The sequence below is a fragment of the Mesorhizobium sp. LSHC420B00 genome, assembly GCF_000503055.1.
Classification (GTDB): Bacteria; Pseudomonadota; Alphaproteobacteria; order Rhizobiales; family Rhizobiaceae; genus Mesorhizobium.
This window is the reverse complement of the sequence record NZ_AYVY01000008.1, coordinates 83,413-106,643: the sequence shown is the minus strand read 5'-3', so window position 1 is coordinate 106,643 and position 23,231 is coordinate 83,413. Positions and strand designations below refer to the sequence as shown.

General features: G+C 64.3%; 26 protein-coding genes. 11 read left to right on the top strand and 15 right to left on the bottom strand.

Annotated features, from left to right (window positions below; all coding sequences use genetic code 11):
- Positions 1-186 precede the first annotated feature (186 nt).
- Positions 187-855 carry a TetR/AcrR family transcriptional regulator gene (locus X760_RS53730; RefSeq protein ID WP_023719030.1) on the top strand — a complete coding sequence of 223 codons (669 nt, stop codon included), beginning with the start codon at positions 187-189 and terminating at the stop codon, positions 853-855.
- Positions 856-1,132: 277 nt separating this feature from the next.
- On the top strand, positions 1,133-1,258 hold the full coding sequence (locus tag X760_RS78840; RefSeq protein ID WP_023719029.1) for a hypothetical protein: 126 nt from the start codon (positions 1,133-1,135) through the stop codon (positions 1,256-1,258).
- A gap of 100 nt (positions 1,259-1,358) precedes the next feature.
- On the opposite strand, the gene X760_RS53725 is transcribed toward X760_RS78840, so the two are convergent.
- From X760_RS53725 to X760_RS53700, 6 genes are read right to left on the bottom strand one after another with little or no spacing between them, the layout of a single operon-like run.
- A complete protein-coding gene (locus tag X760_RS53725; protein WP_023719028.1) occupies positions 1,359-1,583 on the bottom strand; it encodes a hypothetical protein in 225 nt (74 codons plus the stop codon).
- Between the two features lie 53 nt (positions 1,584-1,636).
- Positions 1,637-2,215, bottom strand: a complete 579-nt coding sequence (locus X760_RS53720; RefSeq protein ID WP_023719027.1) for a sarcosine oxidase subunit gamma — start codon at positions 2,213-2,215, stop codon at positions 1,637-1,639.
- The gene (locus tag X760_RS53715; protein WP_023719026.1) at positions 2,208-5,192 is read right to left on the bottom strand and encodes a sarcosine oxidase subunit alpha; all 2,985 of its coding nucleotides are present in this window, start codon (positions 5,190-5,192) and stop codon (positions 2,208-2,210) included. The genes X760_RS53720 and X760_RS53715 overlap by 8 nt, the downstream gene beginning before the upstream one ends.
- Positions 5,189-5,485 carry a sarcosine oxidase subunit delta gene (locus tag X760_RS53710; protein WP_023719025.1) on the bottom strand — a complete coding sequence of 99 codons (297 nt, stop codon included), beginning with the start codon at positions 5,483-5,485 and terminating at the stop codon, positions 5,189-5,191. The genes X760_RS53715 and X760_RS53710 overlap by 4 nt, the downstream gene beginning before the upstream one ends.
- Before the next feature lie 8 nt (positions 5,486-5,493).
- Positions 5,494-5,916 (bottom strand): hypothetical protein, encoded by a 423-nt coding sequence (locus X760_RS53705; protein ID WP_023719024.1) that lies wholly within the window; start codon positions 5,914-5,916, stop codon positions 5,494-5,496.
- Entirely contained in the window at positions 5,916-7,169 is a 1,254-nt protein-coding gene (locus tag X760_RS53700) for a sarcosine oxidase subunit beta (protein WP_023719023.1), read from the bottom strand. The genes X760_RS53705 and X760_RS53700 overlap by 1 nt, the downstream gene beginning before the upstream one ends.
- A gap of 268 nt (positions 7,170-7,437) precedes the next feature.
- Here X760_RS53700 and X760_RS53695 point away from each other — a divergent pair, with 268 nt between their 5' ends.
- The 6 genes from X760_RS53695 to X760_RS53670 all read left to right on the top strand — a co-directional run bounded on the left by X760_RS53695 (position 7,438) and on the right by X760_RS53670 (position 12,728).
- Complete coding sequence (locus X760_RS53695) at positions 7,438-8,196, top strand: SDR family oxidoreductase (protein ID WP_023719022.1); 759 nt, start codon at positions 7,438-7,440, stop codon at positions 8,194-8,196.
- A 109-nt stretch (positions 8,197-8,305) separates the two neighbouring features.
- Positions 8,306-8,704 (top strand): SET domain-containing protein-lysine N-methyltransferase, encoded by a 399-nt coding sequence (locus X760_RS53690; RefSeq protein ID WP_023719021.1) that lies wholly within the window; start codon positions 8,306-8,308, stop codon positions 8,702-8,704.
- A 265-nt stretch (positions 8,705-8,969) separates the two neighbouring features.
- Positions 8,970-9,242, top strand: coding sequence for a 30S ribosomal protein S21 (gene rpsU / locus X760_RS53685; RefSeq protein WP_023675331.1), 273 nt, complete (start codon positions 8,970-8,972; stop codon positions 9,240-9,242).
- A gap of 161 nt (positions 9,243-9,403) precedes the next feature.
- Positions 9,404-10,249 (top strand): tetratricopeptide repeat protein, encoded by an 846-nt coding sequence (locus tag X760_RS53680; protein WP_023719020.1) that lies wholly within the window; start codon positions 9,404-9,406, stop codon positions 10,247-10,249.
- A gap of 136 nt (positions 10,250-10,385) precedes the next feature.
- Complete coding sequence (locus X760_RS53675) at positions 10,386-10,859, top strand: DUF992 domain-containing protein (RefSeq protein WP_023719019.1); 474 nt, start codon at positions 10,386-10,388, stop codon at positions 10,857-10,859.
- Between the two features lie 402 nt (positions 10,860-11,261).
- Complete coding sequence (locus X760_RS53670; RefSeq protein WP_023719018.1) at positions 11,262-12,728, top strand: MFS transporter; 1,467 nt, start codon at positions 11,262-11,264, stop codon at positions 12,726-12,728.
- Positions 12,729-12,746: 18 nt separating this feature from the next.
- On the opposite strand, the gene coaBC is transcribed toward X760_RS53670, so the two are convergent.
- The 5 genes from coaBC to ubiE form a co-directional block, all read right to left on the bottom strand.
- Positions 12,747-13,973: a bifunctional phosphopantothenoylcysteine decarboxylase/phosphopantothenate--cysteine ligase CoaBC gene (gene coaBC, locus X760_RS53665; RefSeq protein ID WP_023719017.1), complete on the bottom strand. Its 1,227-nt coding sequence runs from the start codon at positions 13,971-13,973 to the stop codon at positions 12,747-12,749.
- Positions 13,974-13,998: 25 nt separating this feature from the next.
- Positions 13,999-14,406: a type II toxin-antitoxin system VapC family toxin gene (locus tag X760_RS53660; protein ID WP_023719016.1), complete on the bottom strand. Its 408-nt coding sequence runs from the start codon at positions 14,404-14,406 to the stop codon at positions 13,999-14,001.
- A complete protein-coding gene (locus X760_RS53655) occupies positions 14,403-14,663 on the bottom strand; it encodes a plasmid stabilization protein (protein ID WP_023719015.1) in 261 nt (86 codons plus the stop codon). Before X760_RS53655 ends, X760_RS53660 begins: the two co-directional genes overlap by 4 nt.
- A gap of 71 nt (positions 14,664-14,734) precedes the next feature.
- A complete protein-coding gene (ubiB, locus tag X760_RS53650; RefSeq protein ID WP_023719014.1) occupies positions 14,735-16,309 on the bottom strand; it encodes a 2-polyprenylphenol 6-hydroxylase in 1,575 nt (524 codons plus the stop codon).
- Between the two features lie 70 nt (positions 16,310-16,379).
- Positions 16,380-17,156, bottom strand: coding sequence for a bifunctional demethylmenaquinone methyltransferase/2-methoxy-6-polyprenyl-1,4-benzoquinol methylase UbiE (gene ubiE, locus X760_RS53645; protein WP_023719013.1), 777 nt, complete (start codon positions 17,154-17,156; stop codon positions 16,380-16,382).
- Positions 17,157-17,323: 167 nt separating this feature from the next.
- On the opposite strand from ubiE, the gene X760_RS53640 reads away from it, so the two are divergent.
- The 3 genes from X760_RS53640 to X760_RS53630 all read left to right on the top strand — a co-directional run bounded on the left by X760_RS53640 (position 17,324) and on the right by X760_RS53630 (position 19,725).
- Positions 17,324-18,298, top strand: coding sequence for an adenosine deaminase (locus X760_RS53640; RefSeq protein ID WP_023719012.1), 975 nt, complete (start codon positions 17,324-17,326; stop codon positions 18,296-18,298).
- Positions 18,299-18,434: 136 nt separating this feature from the next.
- Positions 18,435-19,064, top strand: coding sequence for a uracil phosphoribosyltransferase (upp, locus tag X760_RS53635; RefSeq protein WP_023675320.1), 630 nt, complete (start codon positions 18,435-18,437; stop codon positions 19,062-19,064).
- 100 nt (positions 19,065-19,164) lie between these two features.
- Positions 19,165-19,725 (top strand): TIGR02281 family clan AA aspartic protease, encoded by a 561-nt coding sequence (locus tag X760_RS53630; protein WP_023719011.1) that lies wholly within the window; start codon positions 19,165-19,167, stop codon positions 19,723-19,725.
- Between the two features lie 3 nt (positions 19,726-19,728).
- On the opposite strand, the gene deoA is transcribed toward X760_RS53630, so the two are convergent.
- From deoA to X760_RS53610, 4 genes are read right to left on the bottom strand one after another with little or no spacing between them, the layout of a single operon-like run.
- On the bottom strand, positions 19,729-21,045 hold the full coding sequence (gene deoA, locus X760_RS53625) for a thymidine phosphorylase (protein WP_023719010.1): 1,317 nt from the start codon (positions 21,043-21,045) through the stop codon (positions 19,729-19,731).
- Positions 21,045-21,863 (bottom strand): purine-nucleoside phosphorylase, encoded by an 819-nt coding sequence (locus tag X760_RS53620; protein ID WP_023719009.1) that lies wholly within the window; start codon positions 21,861-21,863, stop codon positions 21,045-21,047. Before X760_RS53620 ends, deoA begins: the two co-directional genes overlap by 1 nt.
- The gene (cdd, locus tag X760_RS53615) at positions 21,860-22,252 is read right to left on the bottom strand and encodes a cytidine deaminase (protein ID WP_023719008.1); all 393 of its coding nucleotides are present in this window, start codon (positions 22,250-22,252) and stop codon (positions 21,860-21,862) included. Before cdd ends, X760_RS53620 begins: the two co-directional genes overlap by 4 nt.
- Positions 22,253-22,258: 6 nt before the next feature.
- A complete protein-coding gene (locus X760_RS53610) occupies positions 22,259-23,230 on the bottom strand; it encodes an ABC transporter permease (RefSeq protein WP_023719007.1) in 972 nt (323 codons plus the stop codon).
- Position 23,231 lies beyond the last annotated feature (1 nt).

Sequence of the window (23,231 nt, the reverse complement as noted above, 5' to 3'; positions counted from 1 at the left end):
TCCCAGATCACAATTCTTGCAGAGCCGCGAATTAGCGTTTGTCTGTAACAGTCCGATGTTGCCGGCTTTATTGCCGGGTTACATCGTTTTGTGACGTCAAGCTTCTGCTTCGTGCCACCCTTGCCCGACGTCGTACAGCGTATATATGCTGCATCCAGCCATCAGTTATTAAAGGCAGTCGAACAATTGCAGCTAAGCGTCCAGGAGCGCCGCGAAAAACAAAAGGCCGAACTGCGTTCCGAACTTGTCGACGCCGCGCACAAGCTTGTCCAGGAAGAAGGCTATGACGGCCTCACCATCCGCAAGCTCGCCAAGCGCGTCGGCTATGCGCCGATGTCGGTCTATTCCTATTTCGCCGACAAGCAGGACATCCTGTTCGCGTTGGCCGAAAACGCCTTCGAGACCCTGGCCAGGCACATCGAAAATCATACGGCCGACGACCCGATCGAGGCGCTCAAGGCGGTGCTGGTCGAATATGCCGCCTTCGGGCTCGAGAATCCCAACGAATACCGCACCGTCTTCATGACCGAAAAAGTCAGGCCGCCGGCCGGCAAGACGTTCGCCGAAATGCAGAGCGGCAACCCGGCGATGAAAGTGCTGATCGAGAGGGTCGAGGCCTGCGTTGCCGCCGGCAGGCTCAAGGGCGATCCGCGCGCCATCGCCACCATGCTGTGGGCGGTCGGCCACGGCGCCATCTCGCTGCTGATCACCTTCCCGTTCTACCCGTTCGGCGACCAGACGACGTTCATCACACGGATCGGCGACATCATGCTCGAAGCCATCGCCGCGCACGAGATTGCGCCCCTCGGCCCGCCGGTCAACTTGCTGAGGAGCGGCGCTCCTCCCGATCTGTAAAATCTTTCTCCGAACGATCCGCGCTCCGGTGCCGAGCGTCCGGCAATTCCTGCGCCTAATTTCTCCGTACGTGTACGATTTTTGCTTGAACTCCCTCAGCTTGGGCGTATCTGTACGCAATACCGTACATGTACGAATTCACTAGCTGGAACCGGAGACCGATCATGAGAAGGCAATTCTCACGCTCGCCGCCCTGCTGGCGCTCTCTGGCGCCGCAATTGCCGGCAGCAATCAGACAGGCAAGCAAGAAGCGGCCTGCATCGACACCAAGACCGATGTGAAGCTCGATTGCGCGCCGACCGGATCGCTTGAAAATGCCGATACCGAGACCCACAAGGCCGGCAGCAAGGGCCCGAGGCTCGGCATCGGCATCGACCCGTGGATCGTGCCCAGCAGCTTCTGAGCCGACCGGCGATAATATGCGGCGATGAACCGAAAGGGCGGCAGCAATTTCCGGCCGCCTATCTTGCCGGCCTCAGCCCTGCTTTATCGCGCCGTGCAGATCACTTCTTACGCTTCTGTCCCGCCACCCTCTTCGCCTTGCCGGGTCTTGCCGGCGCGCCGGGAATGGCCGTTCCGGTGATCGACACCGGATCGCTGGCCGGAAACGTATCCTCGAGGCCTTCCTCGAGTTCCTCTTCGACATCCGCCTCAGTGCGCTGCTCGTGTTCGAAAGAGCGCACGGCCGGCGTCTTGGCCGGCAACTTCGGCGCGGAGTTCGACGGCATTTGCATTCTCCCTCGGCTCGCTGTCGCAGAACGGCTGGGCGCGGCGAACATTGCTATGCTGCCGCGTCGCGCGCTGCCTCCGACAGAAAAGTAAAGACATAGTCGGAGAAGGAACGCCAGCATTCGACGCGGAACGCGTCGGCCGCCGTGCGCAACAGCACGATTTCGACCTTGCCGAGAATGGTGCGCGATGCCGCCCCGATCGGAAAGGCGTCGAGCGACAAATCCTGCGGGCAGCCGGCATTGATCGTCGTCGCGGCAGCCGGTCCGGTGACCGATACGGCGACGTTGCGGTGCGAGATGCCGACCGCCGAATGCAGCGCGGAAATCTTGGCGCAATCGGCGAGTGGATCTTTGCCGCTTTCATCGATGACCAGCCATTCGTCCGGCCCGAGCCACAAGGCGGTCCGTCCAGCCTTTGCCGCCGAGGTTTTCGGCCTTAGCGGCAGGGCGATGCCAAGTGCTTTCGAAAGTGCCGCGATCGAGGCGTCCGGCGCGCGCAGCGATATGCGTTCGGCCGGCGGCAGCACGACAAGTGTGACGCCGGTGGCGGAAAGCGACTGGCCGGCGACAGCCGGACGGCGTTCGACCGACGGCCCGGCGACGGCGGTTTTCACAGCGGCCTTAGCCATTGAGGCGCTCCCCCTTCTCGTCGAAGAACACCATACCGGTGACCTCCACCTCAATCACCCCGTTCGGCATCGGTACATAGAGCGTCTCGCCCATGCGATCGCGGCCGCCGGCGACCAGCCCCAGTGCGATCGAGCGGCCGCAATTTTGCGACCAATAGCTCGACGTGACATGGCCGATCATCTTCATCGGGATTGCCTGCTTCGGGTCCGCGACGATCTGCGCTCCCTCCTCCAGCACCACCTTGGGATCCCTGGTCTTCAGGCCGACAAGCTGCTTGCGGCCCTTGGCGACCAGATCCGGCCGCGCCATGCCGCGAATGCCGACGAAGTCGGCCTTCTTCTTGCCGACCGCCCAGTCGAGCCCGGCGTCGTTCGGCGTCACTGTGCCGTCGGTATCCTGGCCGACGATGATGTAGCCCTTTTCGGCGCGCAGCACATGCATCGACTCGGTGCCGTAGGCACAGGCGCCATGCTTCTGGCCCTCGGCCCATAGCGCTTCCCAGACCGCCTCGCCGTAATCGGCCGGCACATTGACCTCGAAGCCGCGCTCGCCGCTGAACGACATGCGAAACAGCCTGGTCGGTACGCCGCAGATCCGGCCTTCGCGCACCGACATATGCGGCAGCGCCTCATCCGACATGTCGATGCCCTCGACCAGCGGTGCGATGATGTCGCGAGACTTCGGCCCCTGCACGGCAATGACCGCCCACTGCTCGGTGATCGAGGTCAGCCAGACGTTGAGATGCGGGAACTCGGTTTGGAGATAGTCCTCCATATGGTTCATGACGCGCGGCGCGCCGCCGGTCGTCGTCGTCACGTGGAAACGGTCCGCAGCGAGTCTTCCCACCACGCCATCGTCATAGATGAAACCGTCCTCGCGCAGCATGATGCCGTAGCGGCAGCGGCCGGGCTCGAGCTTCTCCCATGGATTGGTGTAGAGCAGTTCCATGAATTTGGCCGCATCCGGCCCGACCACCTCGATCTTGCCCAGCGTTGACGCGTCGAACAGGCCGGCCGTCTTGCGCACCGTGACGCATTCGCGGTCGACGGCCGCATGTATGTCCTCGCCCGGCTTCGGGAAATACCAGGCGCGCTTCCACTGGCCGACATCCTCGAACATCGCGCCTTGACGCTCGGCCCAGGGATGGATCGCCGTCTTGCGGGTCGGGTCGAACAGGGGACCCCGCGCGAGCCCGACGATCGAGCCGAACGTCACCGGCGTATAGGGCGCACGGAACGTCGTCAGCCCTACCTGCGGGATCGGCTTGCCCAACGTCTCGGCGGCAATCGCCAGGCCGTGCATGTTGGAGGTCTTGCCCTGGTCGGTCGCCATGCCGTTGGTGGTGAAGCGCTTGACGTGCTCGATCGAGCGCATGCCCTCATGCACCGCCTGGCGGATGTCCTTGGCGGTGACGTCGTTCTGGAAGTCGACGAACGCCTTTACCGTCGCATCCGCCCCGGCGCCGGGCGCCGCACCCAGCATGCCGCGCGACCAGCTCTCGCTGGCATCGACTTTCGGCTTGGTTCCCTTGGCTGGCTTGCTGCCGGCGTCCTTGGCGCCCGCTGCATAAGCCTCGTCGATCGTCGCCGACAGCCCGTCGGTGCCGTTGCAGGCGCCGACCGATACGCAGTCCTGCGCATAAATTCCGGGCACGAAGCGCTTGGTCTCGTCGTTGAAGGCGACCTTGCCGCGCGATTGCGAGAACAGATGCACCGATGGCGTCCAGCCGGCCGACATCAGAATCGCGTCAACCGGGATGGTGCGTTCGCCGCCGCCATTCTTCGGCTGCACAGTCATCGACGACACCCGCAGCTTGCCGCCGGCGCGGATCACCGCGCGACCGAAATTAACCTCGATGCCAAGCGCCCTCGCCTCGTCGATCGCCGGCCCGGTCGGATTGTCGCGCAGATCGACGATCGCCGCCACGTTGATGCCGGCCTTCTTCAGGTCGATCGCCGCCGCATAGGCGGAATCGTTCGCCGTATAGACGCCGATATTCCTGCCGACTGCGACGCCGTAATGGTTGAGATAGGTGCGCGCCGCCGACGCCAGCATGACGCCGGGACGGTCGTTGTCGGCAAACACCATGTGGCGCTCGATGGCGCCGGTCGCCAACACCACGCGTTTGGCGCGAACCTGCCACTGCCGCTCGCGCGGCAGGTCGCGGCCGGGGCTCTGCAGATGGTCGCTGACGCGCTCAACCAGTCCGACGAAATTCTGCGCGTAATAACCGAAGGCCGTGGTGCGCGGCAGTACGCGGACATTGTCCATCGCGCTCAACTTGGCGAGAGCGGATTGCGCCCAGGAAAAGCCGTCCTGGCCTTCGATCTTCGCCCCGCTCTCGAAGCGAAGGCTGCCGCCGAATTCCGCCTGCTCGTCGGCAAGGATGACGCGCACGCCGGTTTCGGCGGCAGCCAATGCCGCGGCAATACCCGCCGCACCACCGCCAAGCACCAGCACCTCGCAATGGGCGAAGCGCGCCGAATAATGGTCGGGATCCGGCTGGTCGGGGGCGACGCCGAGACCGGCCGCGGCCCGGATCTTAGGCTCGTAGAGGTTCTTCCACGCAGCCTTCGGCCACATGAAGGTCTTGTAGTAGAAGCCGGCCGAAAGCATCGGCGAGGCGATGCTGCTGACCGCACCGATGTCGAAGGCGAGCGACGGCCAGCGGTTCTGCGACTGTGCCGTCAGCCCGTCATAGAGTTCCTGCACCGTGGCGCGGACGTTCGGCGTCTTGCGTGCCGCGTCGCGCTTGATCTCGACCAGCGCGTTCGGCTCTTCGGCGCCGGCCGACAGGAAGCCGCGCGGCCGGTGGTATTTGAACGAGCGGCCGACGAGATGGACGCCATTGGCAAGCAGCGCCGAGGCCAGCGTGTCGCCCTCGATGCCGGTATAGGGGCGGCCGTCGAAGCTGAAGCCAGCTATCTTTGCCTGCTTGAGCCGCCCGGCGCCGGCAATGCGGAACGTCGCGCTCATTTGGCGGCTCCCGGCAGCTTCGCCGGCTTTGGCTCGCCGGCCTTGTAGGTCATCAGGAACCTGTCGCTGACGGTGTCGCGCACGGCGTTGAAGAAGCGCGCGCAGCCATGCATGTGCCGCCACCGCTCATAGATGATCCCCTTGGGATTGGAGCGGATGAAGAAGAACTTTTCGAAGTCGTCGTCGCTCTCGCCGGCGATGTTTGGGGAACGCGCAATATGCGCCTCACCGGCGTTGCGGAATTCGAGCTCGGGACGCTCTTCCTCGCAATAGGGGCAGCGGATGAGAAGCATGGTTGGTCCTACAGTTCGCCGTGGCCGACGCGAGCGCCGGCAGGTTGGTCGCAAAGCCTCTGACCCATCGTGACGAAAGGCGCGACGAGCCGGATGCGCTCCTCGATGCTTGCCGCAGGGCGAAACAGAGCGCGATTGGCCATGTTGCCGATGGTCAGTTGGATTGGATCGGTGGTGACGATGACGCCGCGCGGTTGGAAAGGCTCGTCCGGATCCAGATCGGAAGGACGGGCCTCGAAGAAGAAGACGATCTTTCGCCCGCCGCTCCAGACGCAGGTCAGCATGCCGTCATCGATGGAAAACGGCCAGTCGGCCTCGTTCCCGGCGCGACTGATCGGCTGCGTGCGCACCTCGTCCGGTGACGGAAAATGAAACAGGCCTTGCTCGCCGGCGAGCATCAGCGGCATGGCGACGGCCATCTCGGTCATCATCAGTGCGCCACCGCCGCCGCCGCCGCCTCGTCGATGAGGCGGCCGGTGCGGAAGCGCTCGATGATGAAGGGTGCGTTGATCGGGTGCGGATCGTCCCTGGCGATCGTATGGGCAAAGACGTGGCCCGAACCCGGCGTCGCCTTGAAGCCGCCCGTGCCCCAGCCGCAATTGACGTAGAGGCCGGGCACCGGCGTCTTGGCCAGGATCGGCGAACGGTCCGGCGTCACGTCGACAATGCCGCCCCATGAGCGCAGCATCTTCATGCGGGTGAAGATCGGGAACATCTCGCAGATCGCGTCGAGCGTGTGCTGCAGGATGTGCAGCCCGCCGGTCTGCGAATAGGAGACATATTGGTCGGTGCCGGCGCCGATGACCAGCTCGCCCTTGTCGGATTGCGAGATATAGGCATGCACCGTGTTCGACATCACCACGCAAGGCACCACCGGCTTGACCGGCTCCGACACCAGCGCCTGCAGCGGATAGCTTTCCAGCGGCATGCGCACGCCGGCCATGTTCATGATCACCGAGGAGTGGCCGGCGGCGACCACGCCGACCTTCCTGGCGCCAATGAAGCCGCGCGTCGTCTCGACACCGGTAACCGCGCCGTTCGGCGCCCGTTTGACGCCGGTGACCTCGCAATTCTGGATGATGTGGACGCCGCGCGCCGAGGCGCCGCGCGCATAGCCCCAGGCGACAGCATCGTGCCGCGCCGTGCCGCCACGGCGCTGCAGCGCGGCACCCATCACGGGATAACGGGCATCGCGCGAAATGTTGAGCGGCGGGCAGAATTCCTTGGCCTGTTCCGGCGTCAGCCATTCATTGTCGATGCCGTTCAGCCGGTTAGCATGGACGTGGCGCTTCAGCACCTGAATGTCGTGGATGTTGTGGGCGAGCATCATGACGCCGCGCGGCGAATACATGACGTTGTAGTTGAGCTCCTGGCTGAGCCCGTCCCACAGCTTCAGCGCATGGTCGTAGATGCCGGCGCTCTCGTCATAGAGATAGTTCGAGCGGATGATGGTGGTATTGCGGCCGGTATTGCCGCCGCCGAGCCAGCCTTTTTCCAATACCGCGACGTTGGTGATGCCATGCACGGTGGCGAGGTAATAGGCTGTGGCCAGGCCGTGGCCGCCGGCGCCGACGATGACGACGTCATACTCCTTCTTCGGCTCCGGCGAGGACCACTGTTCCTCCCAGCCCTTGTGGCCGCGCATGGCCTCGCGGGCGATAGCGAATACCGAGTATTTCTTCAACGTTGCAGGCCTCGCAAATGGCGGCCGGGCAGATCAGCCAACCCCGGCGCGCGAGCTGTATCACTAGCGAAACCGCACTGCCAGCCTTGCACTGTTTGCGACGGCGCTTGCCGTTTTGCGCCGTGACGAAAAAGAGGTATGCGACGTGACGGGCGATCAAACCAAATCCGAAGCACCTCGCGGGTATCGGGTGGCCCGCGCCGCCTCGATCTGCGACCAAGCATCCCGATTGCCGGCAAGGGCTGGCGCGAAGAAAAGGATGCAGAAAATGTTCGCACTTACCGACAAAGTCGCCATCGTCACCGGCGCCAGCTCCGGCATCGGCCGCGCCACGGCCAAGGTGTTTGCGGAGGAAGGCGCCAAGGTGGTCGTCGCAGCCCGCCGCCAGGCGGAGCTCGATGCGCTGGTTGCCGAAATCGAAGACCCCGACGGCACCGCCGTCGCTCTTGCCGGCGATGTCCGCGACGAAGCCTACGCAAAAGCCCTCGTCGACCTGGCGGTCGGGAAATTCGGCGGGCTCGACATCGCCTTCAACAATGCCGGCTCGGTCGGTAGGATGGGGCCGGTTTCGGAGCTGTCGCTGGAGGGCTGGCGCGAGACGCTCGATACCAATCTGACCAGCGCCTTTCTCGGCGCGAAATACCAGGTGCCGGCGATGATCGATCGCGGCGGCGGCTCGCTGATCTTCACCTCCACCTTCGTCGGCCACACCGTCGGCATGCCGGGCATGACCAGCTATGCCGCAAGCAAGGCCGGACTGATCGGGTTGACGCAGGTGCTGGCCGCCGAATATGGCGCCAAGGGCATTCGAGTCAACGCGTTGCTGCCGGGCGGCACCGACACGCCTTCGGCGACGTTCAAGACACCTGAATCGCGAGCCTTCGTCGAAAACCTGCATGCCTTGAAGCGCGTCGCCGAGCCTGAGGAGATCGCCCGCTCGGCGCTCTACCTGGCGTCCGACGCATCGAGCTTCACCACCGGCGCGGCGCTGTTCGCCGACGGCGGCGTCTCGATCACCCGGACGTGAGGGTTCGGAGGGCGCAACGCATGCCCGCCAGCCGAAATGTCGCGAACCGGCCCTTGATTTTTTCGGCGATTTGACGATTCCGTCTTCTCCTCGAAAACGGGTTGGAAACATGTTGCTGATCAGGACCTATATCGCTGCAAGCGCAATCGAAGGCGTCGGCGTGTTCGCCGCCGAGCCGGTCCGGAAAGGCGCGCAGATCTGGCGTCTCGATCCGGACTTCGACCGGCTGATCCCGATGGAAAAATACGAGACGGCGCCGCCGCACCTCAAGGAATTGCTCGACAGATATGCCTATCCCAGCCAGGACCGGCCGGGCTTCATGGTCTATGAGGTCGACAATGGCCGCTTCATGAACCATGCCGATAAGCCGAACACCGATTTTTCGCAATATGGCGGGGCCACGGCGATCCGCGATATCGCCGCCGGCGAGGAGATAACCTGCGACTACGGCGAGTTCTTCGAGGGTTTCGAGCAGCTCCACCTGGCCACGGCCCTGGCCACGGCATAGCGGCGTCTATCTGGCCCAAGGCGAATTTGGTTCTTGCTTTGTGCCGGCAGCTATGCTACTAAACTGCGTATGGTGCTGATTCACACCAGAGACCCGCCGCCGAGGCGGGTTTTTCGTTTCGTGATCGGCACCGCCTCTCAATCGGCTGTGGACAGCGCCCCTTGATTCTGCTATCAGCCGCCCCAATTCGTGGTGTAACGCGCCGCGGAGGCTTGTGGCTATGGCCGCTTGCCTGTTGATTTCAAACCGAAAGACAGGATTGCACGTGCAGGTACTCGTCCGCGACAACAATGTTGATCAGGCGCTTCGCGCGCTCAAGAAAAAGATGCAGCGCGAAGGCATCTTCCGCGAAATGAAGATGCGCGGACATTACGAGAAGCCTTCCGAGAAGCGCGCCCGTGAAAAGGCGGAAGCCGTGCGCCGCGCCCGCAAGCTGGCCCGCAAGCGCGCCCAGCGCGAAGGCCTGCTGCCGATGACGCCACGTCCGGTCGCAGCCGGTGCTGCCGGTGCCGGTGCTCCGCGTCCGCCGCGGTTCTGACGTCAATTTTTCGTCCTTTTCCAAGGATATCCAAGGTGGCGCGATGCGGAATCGCCGCCACCTTTTTGTTGTGATTTCGACCCGGTCCGAGAGGACCGGTTGGGAGAGATGCCGGTTCGGAGGGGGAACGGACCAGACGGCGCAGTAAGGACAGGGCAGACATGGACGCAATCACCGTAAAGCGCAGAACCGCGTGGCGCGGCCTCGCCCTGACGGCAGCCCTGCTCTCCGGGTTGGCGCTTGCCGGCTGCCAGAGCGTTCCGACCGGCGAGTTCAACAACATCGACAAGGCGCAAGCCTCGACCGAGAACATCTCCTCGCTGTCGGCGGTGATCCAGCGCAACCCCCAGGATCCGGAAGCCTACAATGTGCGCGGCTCGGCCTATGGCCGCGGCGGCCAGTACCAGGCGGCGCTGAAGGACTTCAACACCGCCATCCAGCTCAATCCGAATTTCTACCAGGCCTATTCCAACCGGGCGCTCATCCAGCGCTTCCTCGGTGATCAGGCAAGCGCGCTTGCCGACTACAACCGCTCGATCCAGATCAATTCCAACTACGACGCCGCCTATATCGGCCGCGGCAATCTCTACCGCAAGGCAGGCCGGGTCCAGGAGGCGTTCAACGATTTCCAGAAAGCGATCCAGCTCGACACGACCGACGCGCGCGCCTATCACAATCGCGGCCTGATCTACCAGAGCCAGGGCCAGCACGCCTTTGCCATCGAGGATTTCTCGACCGCCATTTCGCTGGCGCCGGATGCTTCCGAGCCTTACAACGGACGCGGCCTCTCCTACCTTGCCATGAACGACGAGGACAATGCCTTCGCCGACTTCAACATGGCCATCAAGCTCGACGGCAAGAACGCCGAGGCCTGGTCCAACCAGGCGCTGATCTACGAGCGGCGCGGCGACAAGGTCAGGGCCGCGAAGTCCTACCGCGAGGCAGTGCACCTCAATCCGAACTACCAACCGGCCAAGGACGGTCTGGCCCGCACCAGCGCCGGCTGACCGGGCCGGTTTATCGGGCCTCCGTTTCCGCACTCCGACAACCCTGCGTTTAGCCTTGCCTTGCTGGCGCCAAGTTTTCGGCGGAACGCTCGGCGTGGTCAGCCGTTGTTCAAAGCCATTTGGAAAGGACCCTCCCATGATCAAGCAACTTGCCTGTGCCGCCGCACTCGCCACGACCGTCGTTGCCGCTCCCGCCAGCGCCGGCAAGCTCCAGCTCGGCGTGCTCGACTGCACCATCGACGGTGGCACGGCCTATCTGGTCACCTCCAACAAGGGTGTTTCCTGTGTCTTTCGTCCGCATCGTGGCGGCCCACCCGAAGTCTATACCGGGGTAATTTCCAAGCTCGGCGTCGACGTCGGCCGGACGCATCAGGGCCAACTGGCATGGGCGGTTCTGGCGGCAACCCGCAACCACGATGAAGGCGATCTTGCCGGCAGCTACTATGGCGTGAATGCCGAGGCGAGCGTGGTCACCGGTGGCGGCGCCAACCTTTTGGTCGGCGGCCTCGGCAGCGCCTTTTCGCTGCAGCCGCTCAGTGTCCAGGCGCAGACCGGCGTCAATCTGGCGGTCGCCGTCACTTCGCTGGACTTGATCCATTCGTTCAAATAGCGGCGTAGCATGGCTCCCCGAGCAGCCGGGCAGCGTAGGTGTCGGCCTGCGAATAGCTGCCGAAAGCTCATGGATTCCGGCAGGCCCGCTCCGCAGAGGCCGCCCTGATGTTCAAAGTTGCAGCGCTCGAAGATCACGGCATGGATCCTAGGATCCATGCCGTTACCGTGACCGAAGATTGCGGCGATCCAATATTGCTTACATCTTCGGCCTGACTAAGATCTCGACATCTCGTGACTGTCTCGCGCCGCATGATCTTTGGCATCCGCCGCGCTAACGGCGATCAAAAAACCGCTTGAGCTCAACCGCAGTTGAGGTTTTACAAACCGCACGCGAACAAGGCGTGCATCGCGCCTGAAGTGCCAAAGATGCTCTGGCTCGGCAGGGAATTCGGGGGTGGACTTGACCAAAACAAGCACAAACAGGGTCGACTGGCGTGCGCTGTGGGCGAGCGGCGATCTGGCGCGCTTCTGCTTCATCAGCCTCGGCATCCTGTTGCACGCCACCAACGAAACGATGGTGGCAACGGTCATGCCGGCCATGGTCGGCGAGCTCGCCGGCGTGCAGCTGGTCGGCTGGTCGCTGGCGATCTACGAGCTCGGCGCCATCGTCGCAGGTGCTGCCGCCGGACGGCTGGTGAGCTATGTCGCGCTGCGCACCAACATGACGACCGCCGCCCTGCTCTATGCCGCCGGCGCGCTGGTCTGCGCCACCGCGCCTTCGATGCCGCTGTTCCTCTCCGGCCGCCTGATCGAAGGGCTTGGCGGTGGCGCGCTGGTGTCGCTGGCCTTCGTCTCGGTCGAGCGGCTGTTTGCCCGCGCGATCTGGCCGCAGCTTTTCGGCGTTATGTCGGCGATCTGGGGCGTCGCCGCCTTCAGCGGGCCGGTGCTCGGCGCGGTCATGACCGAATTGCTGTCCTGGCGCTGGGCCTTCGGCGTCTTCACCCTCGGCGGCACGGCTATGGCGCTGGCAAGCTTCCTCGTGCTCGATACACCTAAAGCAACAAGGCCGCAGGCGACCGGCGGGTCGGCGCCGCCCTTCCCGTTTGCGGCACTTGGCTGTCTTGCCGTCAGCGTCGTGCTGATCGCCACCGCCGGCGTCGACATCGCCCTGCTGCGCTCGTCGCTGCTGCTCACCCTCGGCATGATCGGCCTGGCGCTGTTCGTCTATATCGACGCGCTGAAGCCGCGCTCGCGGCTGTTCCCGTCGCGGCTGTTTTCATGGCGCTCGCCGGTCGGCGCGGGCATGACCATGGTCGCGGCGTTTTCGGTGGCGACCTGCTCGTTTGCGGTCTACGGGCCACTGCTCCTGACCAGCCTGCACGACATTCCGATCCTCACCACCGGCTACATCATCGCCGCCGAATCGATCGCCTGGTCGATCCTGTCGATCCTCGTCGCCAATGCCCCGCCGGAGCGCGAGCGGCTGATCATCGTCGGCGGGGCGCTGATGATCGCCACGGGCGTCGCGGGTTTCGCCTATACGGTGCCGGCGGGCTCGATCCCGTTGATCCTGCTTTGTGCCTTGCTGCAAGGCGGCGGTTTCGGCATCGCCTGGCCGTTTGTCACGCGTGTCATCGTGGCATCGGCCAAGGAAGGCGAGCAGACGATCGCCTCGGCCGCCGTGCCGACCATGCAGCGCATCGGCTATGCCGTGGGTGCGGCACTGACCGGCATCGTCGCCAACGCCAGCGGCTTTTCCGAAGGCCTGAACCGCGAGGCCGCGGCAAATGTCGCCGCCTGGCTGTTCCTCGCCTTCATCCCGCTCGGCATCCTGGGATGCCTTGCCGCCTTGCGGATTTCGGGCGCGAGCGACGACGCGCGGCTGGCGAAGCTGCCAATCTCCCCCACGAGAGGTGAGATCGGCTAAACACCCGAGGGGAGATCGCTAAACCACGACCGTCTTCAGCCGGCCGGCGATCAGTGCCGCGAGCCGCGTCGCCACCTCTTCCTTGCTCATCTCCGGCCATTCCTCGACGCCGGCCTTCGAGACGATCCGCACCTTGTTGCGGTCGCCGCCCATCACGCCCGGGGAACCATCTTCATGCGAGACATCATTGGCGACGATAAGATCGGCACCCTTTTTCGCAAGCTTGGCCTCGGCATTCCTGACCAGGTCCTGCGTCTCCGCGGCGAAACCGACCACCAGCATCGGCCGCTTTTTGTGATGCCCGACGCCGGCAAGAATATCGGGATTTTCCACCATCTGCAGCGCCGGCGGCCCCTCGCCCGCCACCTTCTTGATCTTTTCCCCGGCCGAACTTTGAGTGCGCCAGTCGGCGACAGCCGCGACGAACACTGCCGCGTCGGCCGGCAGCAGCTGTTCGACCGCATCCTTCATCTCGACGGCCGTTTCGACATGCATCGTGGCGACGCCGGCCGGATCCGCAATGCCGACCGGACCGGAGACGAGACGCACGTCGGCGCCGAGCCTGGCCAGCGCCGCCGCGATGGCATGGCCCTGCTTGCCCGACGAACGGTTGGCGATGTGGCGCACCGGGTCGATCGGTTCATGCGTCGGCCCGGAAGTGACAATGATCTTCCTGCCCGCCAGCGGCTTTGGCCGACTGTCGAGCAGCGCCTCGATCGCGGCGACGATCTCCAGCGGCTCGGCCATGCGGCCCTCGCCCGCCTCGTTGCTTTCGGCCATCTCGCCCTTCGCCGGGCCGACGAATGCGACGCCGTCCTTACCCAGCATCGAGCGGTTGCGCCGGACCGCCGAGTGCGTCCACATTTTCGGGTTCATAGCCGGAGCCATCAAAACCTGCTTGTCGGTGGCGATGAGCACCGTCGAGGCAAGGTCGTTGGCGTGGCCGTTGGCGAGCTTTGCCATCAGGTCGGCGGTGGCCGGCGCCACGACCACAAGGTCGGCCTCGCGCGACAGCCTGATGTGGCCGATGTCGTGCTCGTCCTGCCGGTCGAACAGCTCGGTGAAGACATGATCGGCGGACAGTGCTCCGGCCGACAGCATGGTGACGAATTCCTGCGCCGCGGCGGTCATCACCACGCGCACCGAAGCACCGCGCTCGCGCAGCCGGCGGATCAGGTCGAGCGCCTTGTAGGCGGCGATACCGCCGCCGATGATCAGCAGGATGCGCTTGCCGGAGAGGGTCATGCCCGAGGCCAGTTCTTGTCCAATGTCATGCCGGCTTCAGCGCCGATTCGATGTCGGTATGGATGAAATCGTCACCCTTGAAAAGTAGCGGCAGGTTTCGGGTCTTGGCCAGGGCATAGGCGAAACAGTCGCCCATGTTGAGGTCAGCACGATGGCGGGATCCGCGACCGTACCGAGAGTAGGCAAGTCGTGCGACCTCGAGCTGCGCCAGATCAAAAGGAACGACCGTCAGTTCGAGGCGGTCGATGAGCACCTGAAGTTCGGCGGGGTTGATGCCACCGCTGGACCGGTTCGCCACACAATGTGCCTCCAGAAGTGTTGCAGTGCTTATCAGTACAGCAGATGAGGTGCCGAAAACATCGACGAATGCAGCCGCATCCGGCTCTGCGGCGATGATTGCGATTAACGCAGACGTATCAACTGCAACGGTCACAGAAGTCCCTCATCCCACATGTGATCAGTAAGCGCCTTGAGGTTAATGGGGTGTTCTGATTTCCGTCCGAGCGCCAAGATCTCGTCACGTGACGCTTTCAGCCGCCACTCCCCGTTCTGGAGCTTGCTCTCGGGGATCGTCACTTTGCGCAAGGCATCCCGCGCTTCCTGCTCCATCGAAACGCCGCGCGCGGCAGCGCGTTCGCGCAGCACCTGCTTCACTTCGTCATCAAGATTACGGATTGTGATAGTGCTCATAGCGTAGCTCCTCGCCGTTAACATAAGCGACAAGCAGCGTGCTTGCAATGACAGCACTGCTGTCATTGCAATCAGAGCAGCTTCCAGGCGATGTACACCAGCGTCAATGCGATTACCCACAGCGCGAGCCGGCCGGAGCGGGTGTAGCGCGCCTCGGCCTTGCCGATCGCGTGCGCGGTCCTTTCGTCGAAGCGCAGGCCGTGTTCGGCCATCAGGTCGATCTCGCGCGACAGCCGCTCGGTGCGGGCGGCGAGGTCCGGCGCCTGGCGGGCCAGCGCCAGCAGCGCGTTGGCGCCGTCGCGCGCATCGGCCAGCAAAGCGCGCGGGCCGAGATTGCGGGCAATCCAGCCGCTGACCACAGGTTCCGACGTCTTCCACATGTTGAAGGCCGGGTCGAGGGTGCGGGCGACGCCCTCGACAACGACCATGGTCTTCTGCAGCAGCACCAGCTCGGATCGCGTCGCCATGTCGAAGAGCTCGGTCACCTCGAACAGCAGCGTCAGCAGCTTGGCCATCGAGATGGTCTCGGCCGGCTGGCCGTGGATCGGTTCGCCGATCGCCCGGATCGCCTGGGCGAAAGCTGCGACATTGTGCTGGCGCGGCACGTAGCCAGCCTCGAAATGCACCTCGGCGACGCGCTGGTAATCGCGCGTGATGAAGCCGTAGAGGATTTCGGCGAGGAAGCGGCGCTCCTTCCTGCCGAGCCGGCCGGCAATGCCGAGATCGACGGCGACGATGGTGCCATCGGCCTCGACGAAGAGGTTGCCCGGATGCATGTCGGCATGGAAGAAACCGTCACGCAGCGTATGGCGCAGGAACGACTGGACCAGGTTGGCGGCAATCGCCTTCAGGTCGTGGCCGGCGGCGGCGAGGCCGGCAATATCGTTCAACTTGATGCCGTCGACCCATTCCATGGTCAGCACGTCGCGGCCGGTGCGCTCCCAGTCGACCGACGGCACGCGAAAGCCGGGATCGTCCTTGGTGTTCTCGCCGAGTTCCGAAAAAGCCGCCGCCTCCAGCCTCAAATCCATTTCGATCTTGGTGGTCTGGGCCAGCGTCTCCGTCACCTCGACCGGCCGCAGCCGGCGCGACGACGGGATATATTTTTCCTGCAGCCGGGCGGCGAGGAAATAGCTCTCGAGATCGCGAAAGAAGCGGCGGCGCACGCCCGGCCGGATGACCTTCACCGCCACCCGGGTAACGACGCCGTCCTGCAGGGTTTCGGCGGTATGGACCTGGGCGATCGAGGCGGCGGCGACGGCCTCGCCAAAACTGGCATAGAGCTCGCCGACCTTGCGTCCGAGCGAGGCCTCTATTGCCGCTATGGCTTCGGCTTTCGGAAATGTCTGCATCTTGTCCTGCAGCATGGCGAGATCGAGCGCTATGTCGTTGCCGACGACGTCCGGCCGCGTCGCCAGGAACTGGCCGAGCTTGACGTAGGATGGGCCGAGCCGCACGACCGCCTTGGCCAGCCGGTCGCCGCGCTCGTAGGCAAGCGCGCGGCGACGGGTGAACAGCCGGGCCATGCGCCAGCCGAATTTCGGCAGGCCGAAGAGTTCGTCGCCGGGCAACGCCGCGATGACACCCTCGCGGACCAGCACCCAGCCGGCCCGCACGAGCCTGAAACCAGCGCCTATGCTGCTCATGGCTGGCTTTGCCTTGCCGGTTTCCTGAACTGGCGAAAGGCACGTCGGGCTATGAAAATGCGGGCCAGCCTCAAAGCTTCCAGCCCGAATGAAGCGCGGCGATGCCGCCGGAATAGTTGCGGAATGAGGCGCGCTCGAAGCCCGCGCGCGAGATCATCGCCGCGAAATTCTGCTGATTGGGAAATTTGCGGATCGATTCGACCAGATAGGAGTAGGGCTCGCCGTCGCCGGTCACCGCCTTGCCGATCCGCGGGATGGCGTTGAACGACCATGCCTCATAGACCTTGTCGAGCAGCGGCATCTCGACCTCGGAAAATTCAAGGCAGAGAAAGCGCCCGCCAGGCTTCAGCACGCGATAGGCTTCGGCAAGCGCCACATCGATACGCGGCACGTTGCGGATGCCGAAAGCAATGGTGTAGGCATCGAAAGTAGCGTCGGCAAAAGGCAGTTCCTCGGCATTGGCCTCGACGAAATCGGTATTTGCCGACAGGCCCTTTTTCTCGGCTCGGTCGCGGCCGACGGCGAGCATCGAGCCGTTGATGTCGAGAACCGTTGCATGGGCATGCCTGCCGCTCGCCCCGACGATGCGGAAGGCGACGTCGCCGGTGCCGCCGGCAACGTCGAGAACGCGCCAGCCCGGCCGCTTCGGTGGATTGAGCCAGGCGACCATGGCGTCCTTCCACAACCGATGCAACCCGGCCGACATCAGGTCGTTCATCAGGTCGTAGCGGTTCGCCACCTTGTGGAAAACATCATTGACCAGGGGCTGCTTGTCGCCTGGCCCTACCCGCTTGAAACCATAGGAGGTTTCCATGCCGCCCGCAGCCGTGGTTCTTTCAACCGACATCGTTTTGATCCGCCATAAAATCGGCGGGACCATAGCCGATCGATGGTGCGGGCGCTATTGTTTAAGGCGCGGTGTTCGGCCGCGCTTCGAAGCAGGTTCCGGAAAAGCGTCGCACGGTTTTCCGACAAGAACCTGCGTCATAAGAAAAAGCCTGACGGGATAATTGAATGCCTTTGAAAGCAGAACTGCACTGCCACATCGAAGGGGCAGCGGCGCCTGAACTCGTCCTCCGCCAGGCCGAGAAATACGGCAGGGATGCCTCGCCCTACATCCGGGACGGCTCCTTCGCCTGGCACGATTTCACCTCCTTCCTCGCCGCCTACGACTTCTCCTCCGACCTGTTCCGCACCGAAGAAGATTATGCGCGGCTGGCCGATCACTACCTGACCAGCCTCGCCCGCGACGGCGCCATCTATTCCGAGGTTTTCACCTCGCCCGACCATGCCGGCAAGGCCGGGCTGTCGCCGAAGGCCTATACCGATGCGCTCGGCGAAGGCATGGCCCGCGCCAAGGCGAAGACCGGCATCGAAGGCCGCATGATCGTCACCGGCGTGCGCAATTTCGGTGTCGAATCGATCGAGCGGGCGGCGCGTTTCGCCGCCCGCAGCGGGCATCCGCTGGTCACCGGCTTCGGCGTCGCCGGCGACGAGCGGATTGGCGATTTGGAAGATTATGTCAGGGCCTTCGAGATCGCCCGCGAGGCCGGCCTCGGCATCACCGTGCACGCAGGCGAATTGATGGGCTGGGAGAGCGTCGAGGCGGCACTCGACCATATCCGCCCCTCTCGCATCGGCCACGGCGTGCGCGCCATCGAGAACCCCGATCTCGTGCGGCGCATCGCCGACGAAGGCGTCGTGCTCGAATGCTGCCCCGGCTCCAACATCGCCCTGAAAATCTTCGACAGCTTCGCCAACCATCCCTTTCCTGCTTTGAGGGCGGCGGGCTGCAAGGTGACGCTCAACTCCGACGACCCACCCTATTTCTGGACCTCGCTGAAGCGCGAATACGACATCGCCGCCGAACATTTTGCGATGGATGACAAGGCGCTCACCGCCGTCACCAGGACGGCCATCGAGGCAGCTTTCGTCGACAGGAAGACCAGGGCGGCGCTGCTGGGCAGGCTCGGCGCCAAGGGCAGGTGAATGGTGAATTGCGAGCCTGGCGCTTCGGTCCGTCAACCGCGAGTTTTTCCGCGCAACCAAGGACTCGCAAACCAGTTCACTATTCACTATTCACCATACACCATTCACTATTCACCTGCGCAGTTCGGAGAACACCATGAAGGGCGTCACCGTCGTCGACCATCCGCTTGTCCAGCACAAGCTGACCATCATGCGCAAGAAGGAAACCTCGACGGCCGGGTTCCGGCGGCTGCTGCGCGAGATCTCGCTACTGCTCGGCTATGAGGTCACCCGCAACCTCGAACTGACCACGACGACGATCGAGACGCCGATCGAGACGATGGAGGCGCCGACGCTGGAGGGCAAGAAACTCGTCTTCGCCTCTGTGCTGCGCGCCGGCAACGGCTTGCTCGAAGGCCTGCTCGATCTGGTGCCGGCGGCGCGTGTCGCCCATATCGGCCTCTACCGCGACCATGAGACGCTGGAAGCGGTCGAATATTTCTTCAAGGCGCCGGGCGACCTCGCCGACCGGCTGGTGATCGTCGTCGATCCGATGCTGGCGACCGCCAATTCGGCGATCGCGGCGATCGACAAGCTGAAAGGCCGCGGCGCCACCAACATCCGCTTCCTCTGCCTGTTGGCGGCACCAGAGGGCCTCGAGCGTTTTACCCAGGCGCATCCCGATGTTCCGGTCTTCACCGCTTCCATCGACCGCCAACTCAACGAGAAGGGCTACATCATGCCCGGCCTCGGCGATGCCGGCGACCGTATGTACGGCACCAAATAGGTCCGTTTACCGATTGTTTACGCAAACGGCTGGTTTCCGCATTCGTTAAAGCGGCAAACACCTTGTCGGACTAAGGATCGGCAACCACAAAGGCCGGTCCATGCTGCGCAAGCTTCTCATCCTTGGCGTGTTTGCCGGAACGTCGGCATCGCTGCCGATCGTCTATCAGTCGAATCCACAGACGATCGAGCGGCTGTTGAAATCCGCCATCGGAGCCAAGCCGGCCGACACCCAAACCGACCTGAACCTCGCCGCCGTCCCGGACAGGCCGGCGACGCCGCAGCCGCTCGGCCGCAAGGTCGTCGTCACCGCGGACGCGCGCGGGCATTTCATGTCGGTCTTCAAGTTGAACGGCCGCCAGATCGAAGGCATGATCGATACCGGTGCGACGCTCGTCGCCATCAACAGCTCGACTGCGCGCAGGATCGGCATCTCGCTCAATTCGACCGACTTCAGCCATCAGGTCAACACCGCCAACGGTGCGATCAAGGCCGCCGTGGTGACGATCGACCGCCTGCAGATCGGCCGGATCACCGTCGAGGGCGTCGAGGCCGTCGTACTCGACGACAGGGCGCTGCACACCAACCTGATCGGCATGAGCTTTCTGCAGCGGCTCGAAAAATATCAGGTCGAAGACGGCACGCTGCTGCTGGTTCAGTGACTATCAGCGCGGCAGGATCCGCCGGATGACGGTTTTCTCCGCGGCCGGTTTGGAAGTCCCGATCGTATAGGCCGAAAGCACGGCGGCCGCGGCCGCCTCGGCATCCCCGGCATTGCGGGCATGGACCAGCGCCAGCGCCTCGCCGGTCCGCACTTCAGCGCCGACCGGCAGCAGCCTGGTGACGCCGACGGCGTGATCGATCCTGTCGTCCGGCCGCGTCCGCCCGCCGCCAAGCCCGACCACGGCAAGCCCGATCTCGCGGGTTGCTATGCCGGTGACAAAGCCGTTCGCGCTCGCCTTGACGGCGAATTCCGTTGCCGCTTTCGGCAGATATTTTTCCGGATTCTCGATGAAATCGGCGGGACCGCCAAGTGCCGCCACCATGCGCGCGAAGATGGCAGCGGCGCGACCGCCGGCCAGCGTCTCGGCGGCGCGACGCAGGCCGTCCTGGTTGGACGGCACCAGGCCTGCCGATTGCAGCATCTCGGCGGCCAGCGCCAGCGTCACTTCCTCCAGCCGCCGGTCGCGGAAGCGGCCGGTGAGGAAGTCGACGGCGTTGCGCACCTCGACCGCATTGCCGGCAGCGGACGCCAGCGGCTCGTTCATGCCGGTGACCAGCGCCGAGGCCCTAAGGCCGGCGCCATTGGCGACGTCGACCAGGCTGTTGGCCAGCACCGTTGCATCGCGCGATTTCTCCATGAAAGCGCCGTTGCCGACCTTGACGTCGAGCACCAGCGAATTGATGCCGGCCGCCAGCTTCTTCGACAGGATCGAAGCGGTGATCAGCGGCACCGATTCCACCGTTCCCGTCACATCGCGGATGGCGTAGAGCCTGGCGTCGGCGGGTGCGAGGTCGGCGGTCTGGCCGATGATGGCGCAGCCGGTTTCGAGCACGGTCTTGCGGAAGCGTGCAACATCCGGCTGGCTGATGTAGCCGGGGATGGCATCCATCTTGTCCAGCGTGCCGCCGGTATGGCCGAGGCCCCTGCCGGAAATCATCGGCACATAGGCGCCGCAGGCAGCGACGATCGGTGCCAGCATCAAGGAGACATTGTCGCCGACGCCGCCCGTCGAATGCTTGTCGGTGACCGGGCCGGGCAGATCCGACCAGTCGAGCACATCGCCGGAATCGCGCATCGCCATAGTCAGCGCCACCACCTCGTCGCGGCTCATACCGTTGAAGAACACCGCCATGGCGAAGGCGCCGACCTGCGCGTCGGTAACGGTGCGGGCGGTCAGGCCCTCGATGAAAGCCGATATCTCCTCAGCCGAGAGTTTTTGACCGTCGCGCTTGCGGCGGATGATTTCCTGGGGAAGCATCAGGCGTCTACCCTGTGCTCCGGAAGCCCGTCCTGAAAAACACGCTGCAGAATGGTCGCCAGCCGCGCGCCGCCGACCGGCGCCATGTCCTTGGTCTCCTGGTGCGACAGCTCGGCTCCGGTCATGCCGGCGGCAAGGTTGGTGACGACCGAACAGGCTGCGACGCGCAGCCCGAGGAAGCGGGCGAGAATGACCTCCGGCACCGTCGACATGCCGACCGCGTTGGCGCCCATGATGCGAGCCATGCGGATCTCGGCCGGCGTCTCGAAGCATGGGCCGGAGAACCACATGTAGACGCCCTTGTGCAGCCTGGTACCGGTGGCCTTCGCGGCTTGCTCGATGGCGGAGCGGAGACCGGCGTCGTATGCTTCGGTCAGGCCGACGAAGCGGCGGTCGCTCGGCTCGCCGATCAGCGGGTTGGAGCCTGAGAAATTGATGTGGTCGGTGATCAGCATCACCGAGCCCGGGCCCATCCCGGGATCGACCGAACCGGCGGCGTTGGTGAGGATCAGCCTGGAGATGCCGAGGCCGGCGAGCACCTCGAGTGCAGGCCGCATCGCCGCCGCGTTGCCGTGCTCGTAATAGTGTGCGCGACCGGACAGCATCAGCACCGGCGTGCCGGCAAAGAGCCCCGCCACCACCTCGCCGGCATGGCCGCTGACGCCGCTTCTGGGGAAGCCCTGCAAGTCGGCATAGGAAATGCGCACCGCATCCTCGACCTTGTCGACAAGCCCGCCAAGCCCCGATCCCAGCACCAGCGCAGTGGTCGGCGCCAGCCCGTCCAGCCTTTCGACGAGGTGATCGAGTGCTTCCTTCATTTCAACACATCGCCCTGGAAGCCGTATGGCAGCAACTCGCCCATGGTCACGGTCTCGACCACGCCGCTATCATCGCAGAGATAGAACTTCGTTTCCGGCCGGCAGAATTCAGCCAGCCGCTGCCGGCAGCCGCCGCAGGGCGAGCATTTTGCCACGCGTTCGGCGATCACGGCGATTTCCGTAATCTTGCCGCCGCCACCCATGATGTAGTGGCCGAGCGCGGTGGTTTCGGCGCACCAGCCCTCCGGATAGGACGCGATCTCGACATTGGCGCCGGTGAAGACACGGCCGTCCTCGGTGCGCAACGCCGCGCCGACCGGAAATTTCGAATAGGGCGCATAGGCCTTGGCCATGGCGGCTTTCGCCGCTTCGAACAGATCACGAGCCATGATAAATCAGCGTTCCTTGACATAAGGCACGCCGCCGGCACGCGGCGGGATTGCCTTGCCGATGAAGCCTGCAAGCAGGATGACGGTCAGCACATAGGGCAGCGCCTGCATGAATTGCACCGGCACCTTGCCGATCAGCGGCAGCGGCGTGCCTTGCAGGCGGATCGACGCCGCGTCGAGGAAGCCGAACAGCAGGCAGGCGAACATGGCGTTGACCGGTTTCCATTTGGCGAAGATCAGCGCGGCCAGCGCGATGTAGCCCTTGCCGGCGGTCATGTCCTTCACGAAGCCGCCATTCTGCACCATCGACAGGTAGGCACCTGCAATGCCGGTGAGCACGCCGGTGCAGATCAGCGCCCGATAGCGCAGCCAGGCGACCGATATGCCGGCGGTATCGACCGCGGCCGGGTTCTCGCCGACGGCGCGCAGGCGCAAGCCGAAGCGGGTGCGGAACAGCACCCACCAGGTGAACGGCACGGCCAGGAAGGCGAGATAGACCAGCACTGAGTGGCCGGAGATGAGTTCCGAATAGATCGGCCCGAGGATCGGCACGCTCCTGAGCGCATCCGCGCCCGGCCAGATGATTGTCTCGAAGCGCTCGCCGGCGGCCAGCGCCGGCGTGCGCCCGCCTTGCTGGAACCAGGCCTGGCCGAGCATGATCGTCGATCCGGCGGCGATGAAATTGATCGCGACGCCGGAAACGATCTGGTTGCCGCGATGGGTGATCGAGGCAAAGCCATGGATCAGCGCGAAGGCGACCGAGATGAGTATGGCCATGCCGAGGCCGACATAAGCCGAGTGGAAGACCGAGGCGGCGGCGGCACCGGCGAAGGCGCCAACCAGCATCTTGCCTTCGAGCCCGATGTCGAAGACGCCGGCCCGCTCTGAATAGAGGCCGGCGAGGCAGGCGAGCAGCAAGGGGACCGACAGACGGATGGTCGAGTCCAGGACCTGTACGATGGCGTTGAAGAAATCCATC

Excerpts from the sequence above, each read along its gene's own strand:
- X760_RS53630 (WP_023719011.1), top strand. The coding sequence starts at position 19,165 with ATGCTGCGCAAGCTTCTCATCCTTGGCGTGTTTGCCGGAACGTCGGCA.
- ubiB (WP_023719014.1), bottom strand. The coding sequence starts at position 16,309 with ATGAGCAGCATAGGCGCTGGTTTCAGGCTCGTGCGGGCCGGCTGGGTG.
- X760_RS53655 (WP_023719015.1), bottom strand. The coding sequence starts at position 14,663 with ATGAGCACTATCACAATCCGTAATCTTGATGACGAAGTGAAGCAGGTG.
- upp (WP_023675320.1), top strand. The coding sequence starts at position 18,435 with ATGAAGGGCGTCACCGTCGTCGACCATCCGCTTGTCCAGCACAAGCTG.
- X760_RS53675 (WP_023719019.1), top strand. The coding sequence starts at position 10,386 with ATGATCAAGCAACTTGCCTGTGCCGCCGCACTCGCCACGACCGTCGTT.
- X760_RS53640 (WP_023719012.1), top strand. The coding sequence starts at position 17,324 with ATGCCTTTGAAAGCAGAACTGCACTGCCACATCGAAGGGGCAGCGGCG.
- X760_RS53710 (WP_023719025.1), bottom strand. The coding sequence starts at position 5,485 with ATGCTTCTCATCCGCTGCCCCTATTGCGAGGAAGAGCGTCCCGAGCTC.
- X760_RS53705 (WP_023719024.1), bottom strand. The coding sequence starts at position 5,916 with ATGATGACCGAGATGGCCGTCGCCATGCCGCTGATGCTCGCCGGCGAG.
- coaBC (WP_023719017.1), bottom strand. The coding sequence starts at position 13,973 with ATGACCCTCTCCGGCAAGCGCATCCTGCTGATCATCGGCGGCGGTATC.
- X760_RS53680 (WP_023719020.1), top strand. The coding sequence starts at position 9,404 with ATGGACGCAATCACCGTAAAGCGCAGAACCGCGTGGCGCGGCCTCGCC.
- X760_RS53715 (WP_023719026.1), bottom strand. The coding sequence starts at position 5,192 with ATGAGCGCGACGTTCCGCATTGCCGGCGCCGGGCGGCTCAAGCAGGCA.
- ubiE (WP_023719013.1), bottom strand. The coding sequence starts at position 17,156 with ATGTCGGTTGAAAGAACCACGGCTGCGGGCGGCATGGAAACCTCCTAT.
- X760_RS53610 (WP_023719007.1), bottom strand. The coding sequence starts at position 23,230 with ATGGATTTCTTCAACGCCATCGTACAGGTCCTGGACTCGACCATCCGT.
- X760_RS53620 (WP_023719009.1), bottom strand. The coding sequence starts at position 21,863 with ATGAAGGAAGCACTCGATCACCTCGTCGAAAGGCTGGACGGGCTGGCG.
- cdd (WP_023719008.1), bottom strand. The coding sequence starts at position 22,252 with ATGGCTCGTGATCTGTTCGAAGCGGCGAAAGCCGCCATGGCCAAGGCC.
- X760_RS53725 (WP_023719028.1), bottom strand. The coding sequence starts at position 1,583 with ATGCCGTCGAACTCCGCGCCGAAGTTGCCGGCCAAGACGCCGGCCGTG.
- X760_RS53695 (WP_023719022.1), top strand. The coding sequence starts at position 7,438 with ATGTTCGCACTTACCGACAAAGTCGCCATCGTCACCGGCGCCAGCTCC.
- X760_RS53720 (WP_023719027.1), bottom strand. The coding sequence starts at position 2,215 with ATGGCTAAGGCCGCTGTGAAAACCGCCGTCGCCGGGCCGTCGGTCGAA.
- deoA (WP_023719010.1), bottom strand. The coding sequence starts at position 21,045 with ATGCTTCCCCAGGAAATCATCCGCCGCAAGCGCGACGGTCAAAAACTC.
- X760_RS53690 (WP_023719021.1), top strand. The coding sequence starts at position 8,306 with ATGTTGCTGATCAGGACCTATATCGCTGCAAGCGCAATCGAAGGCGTC.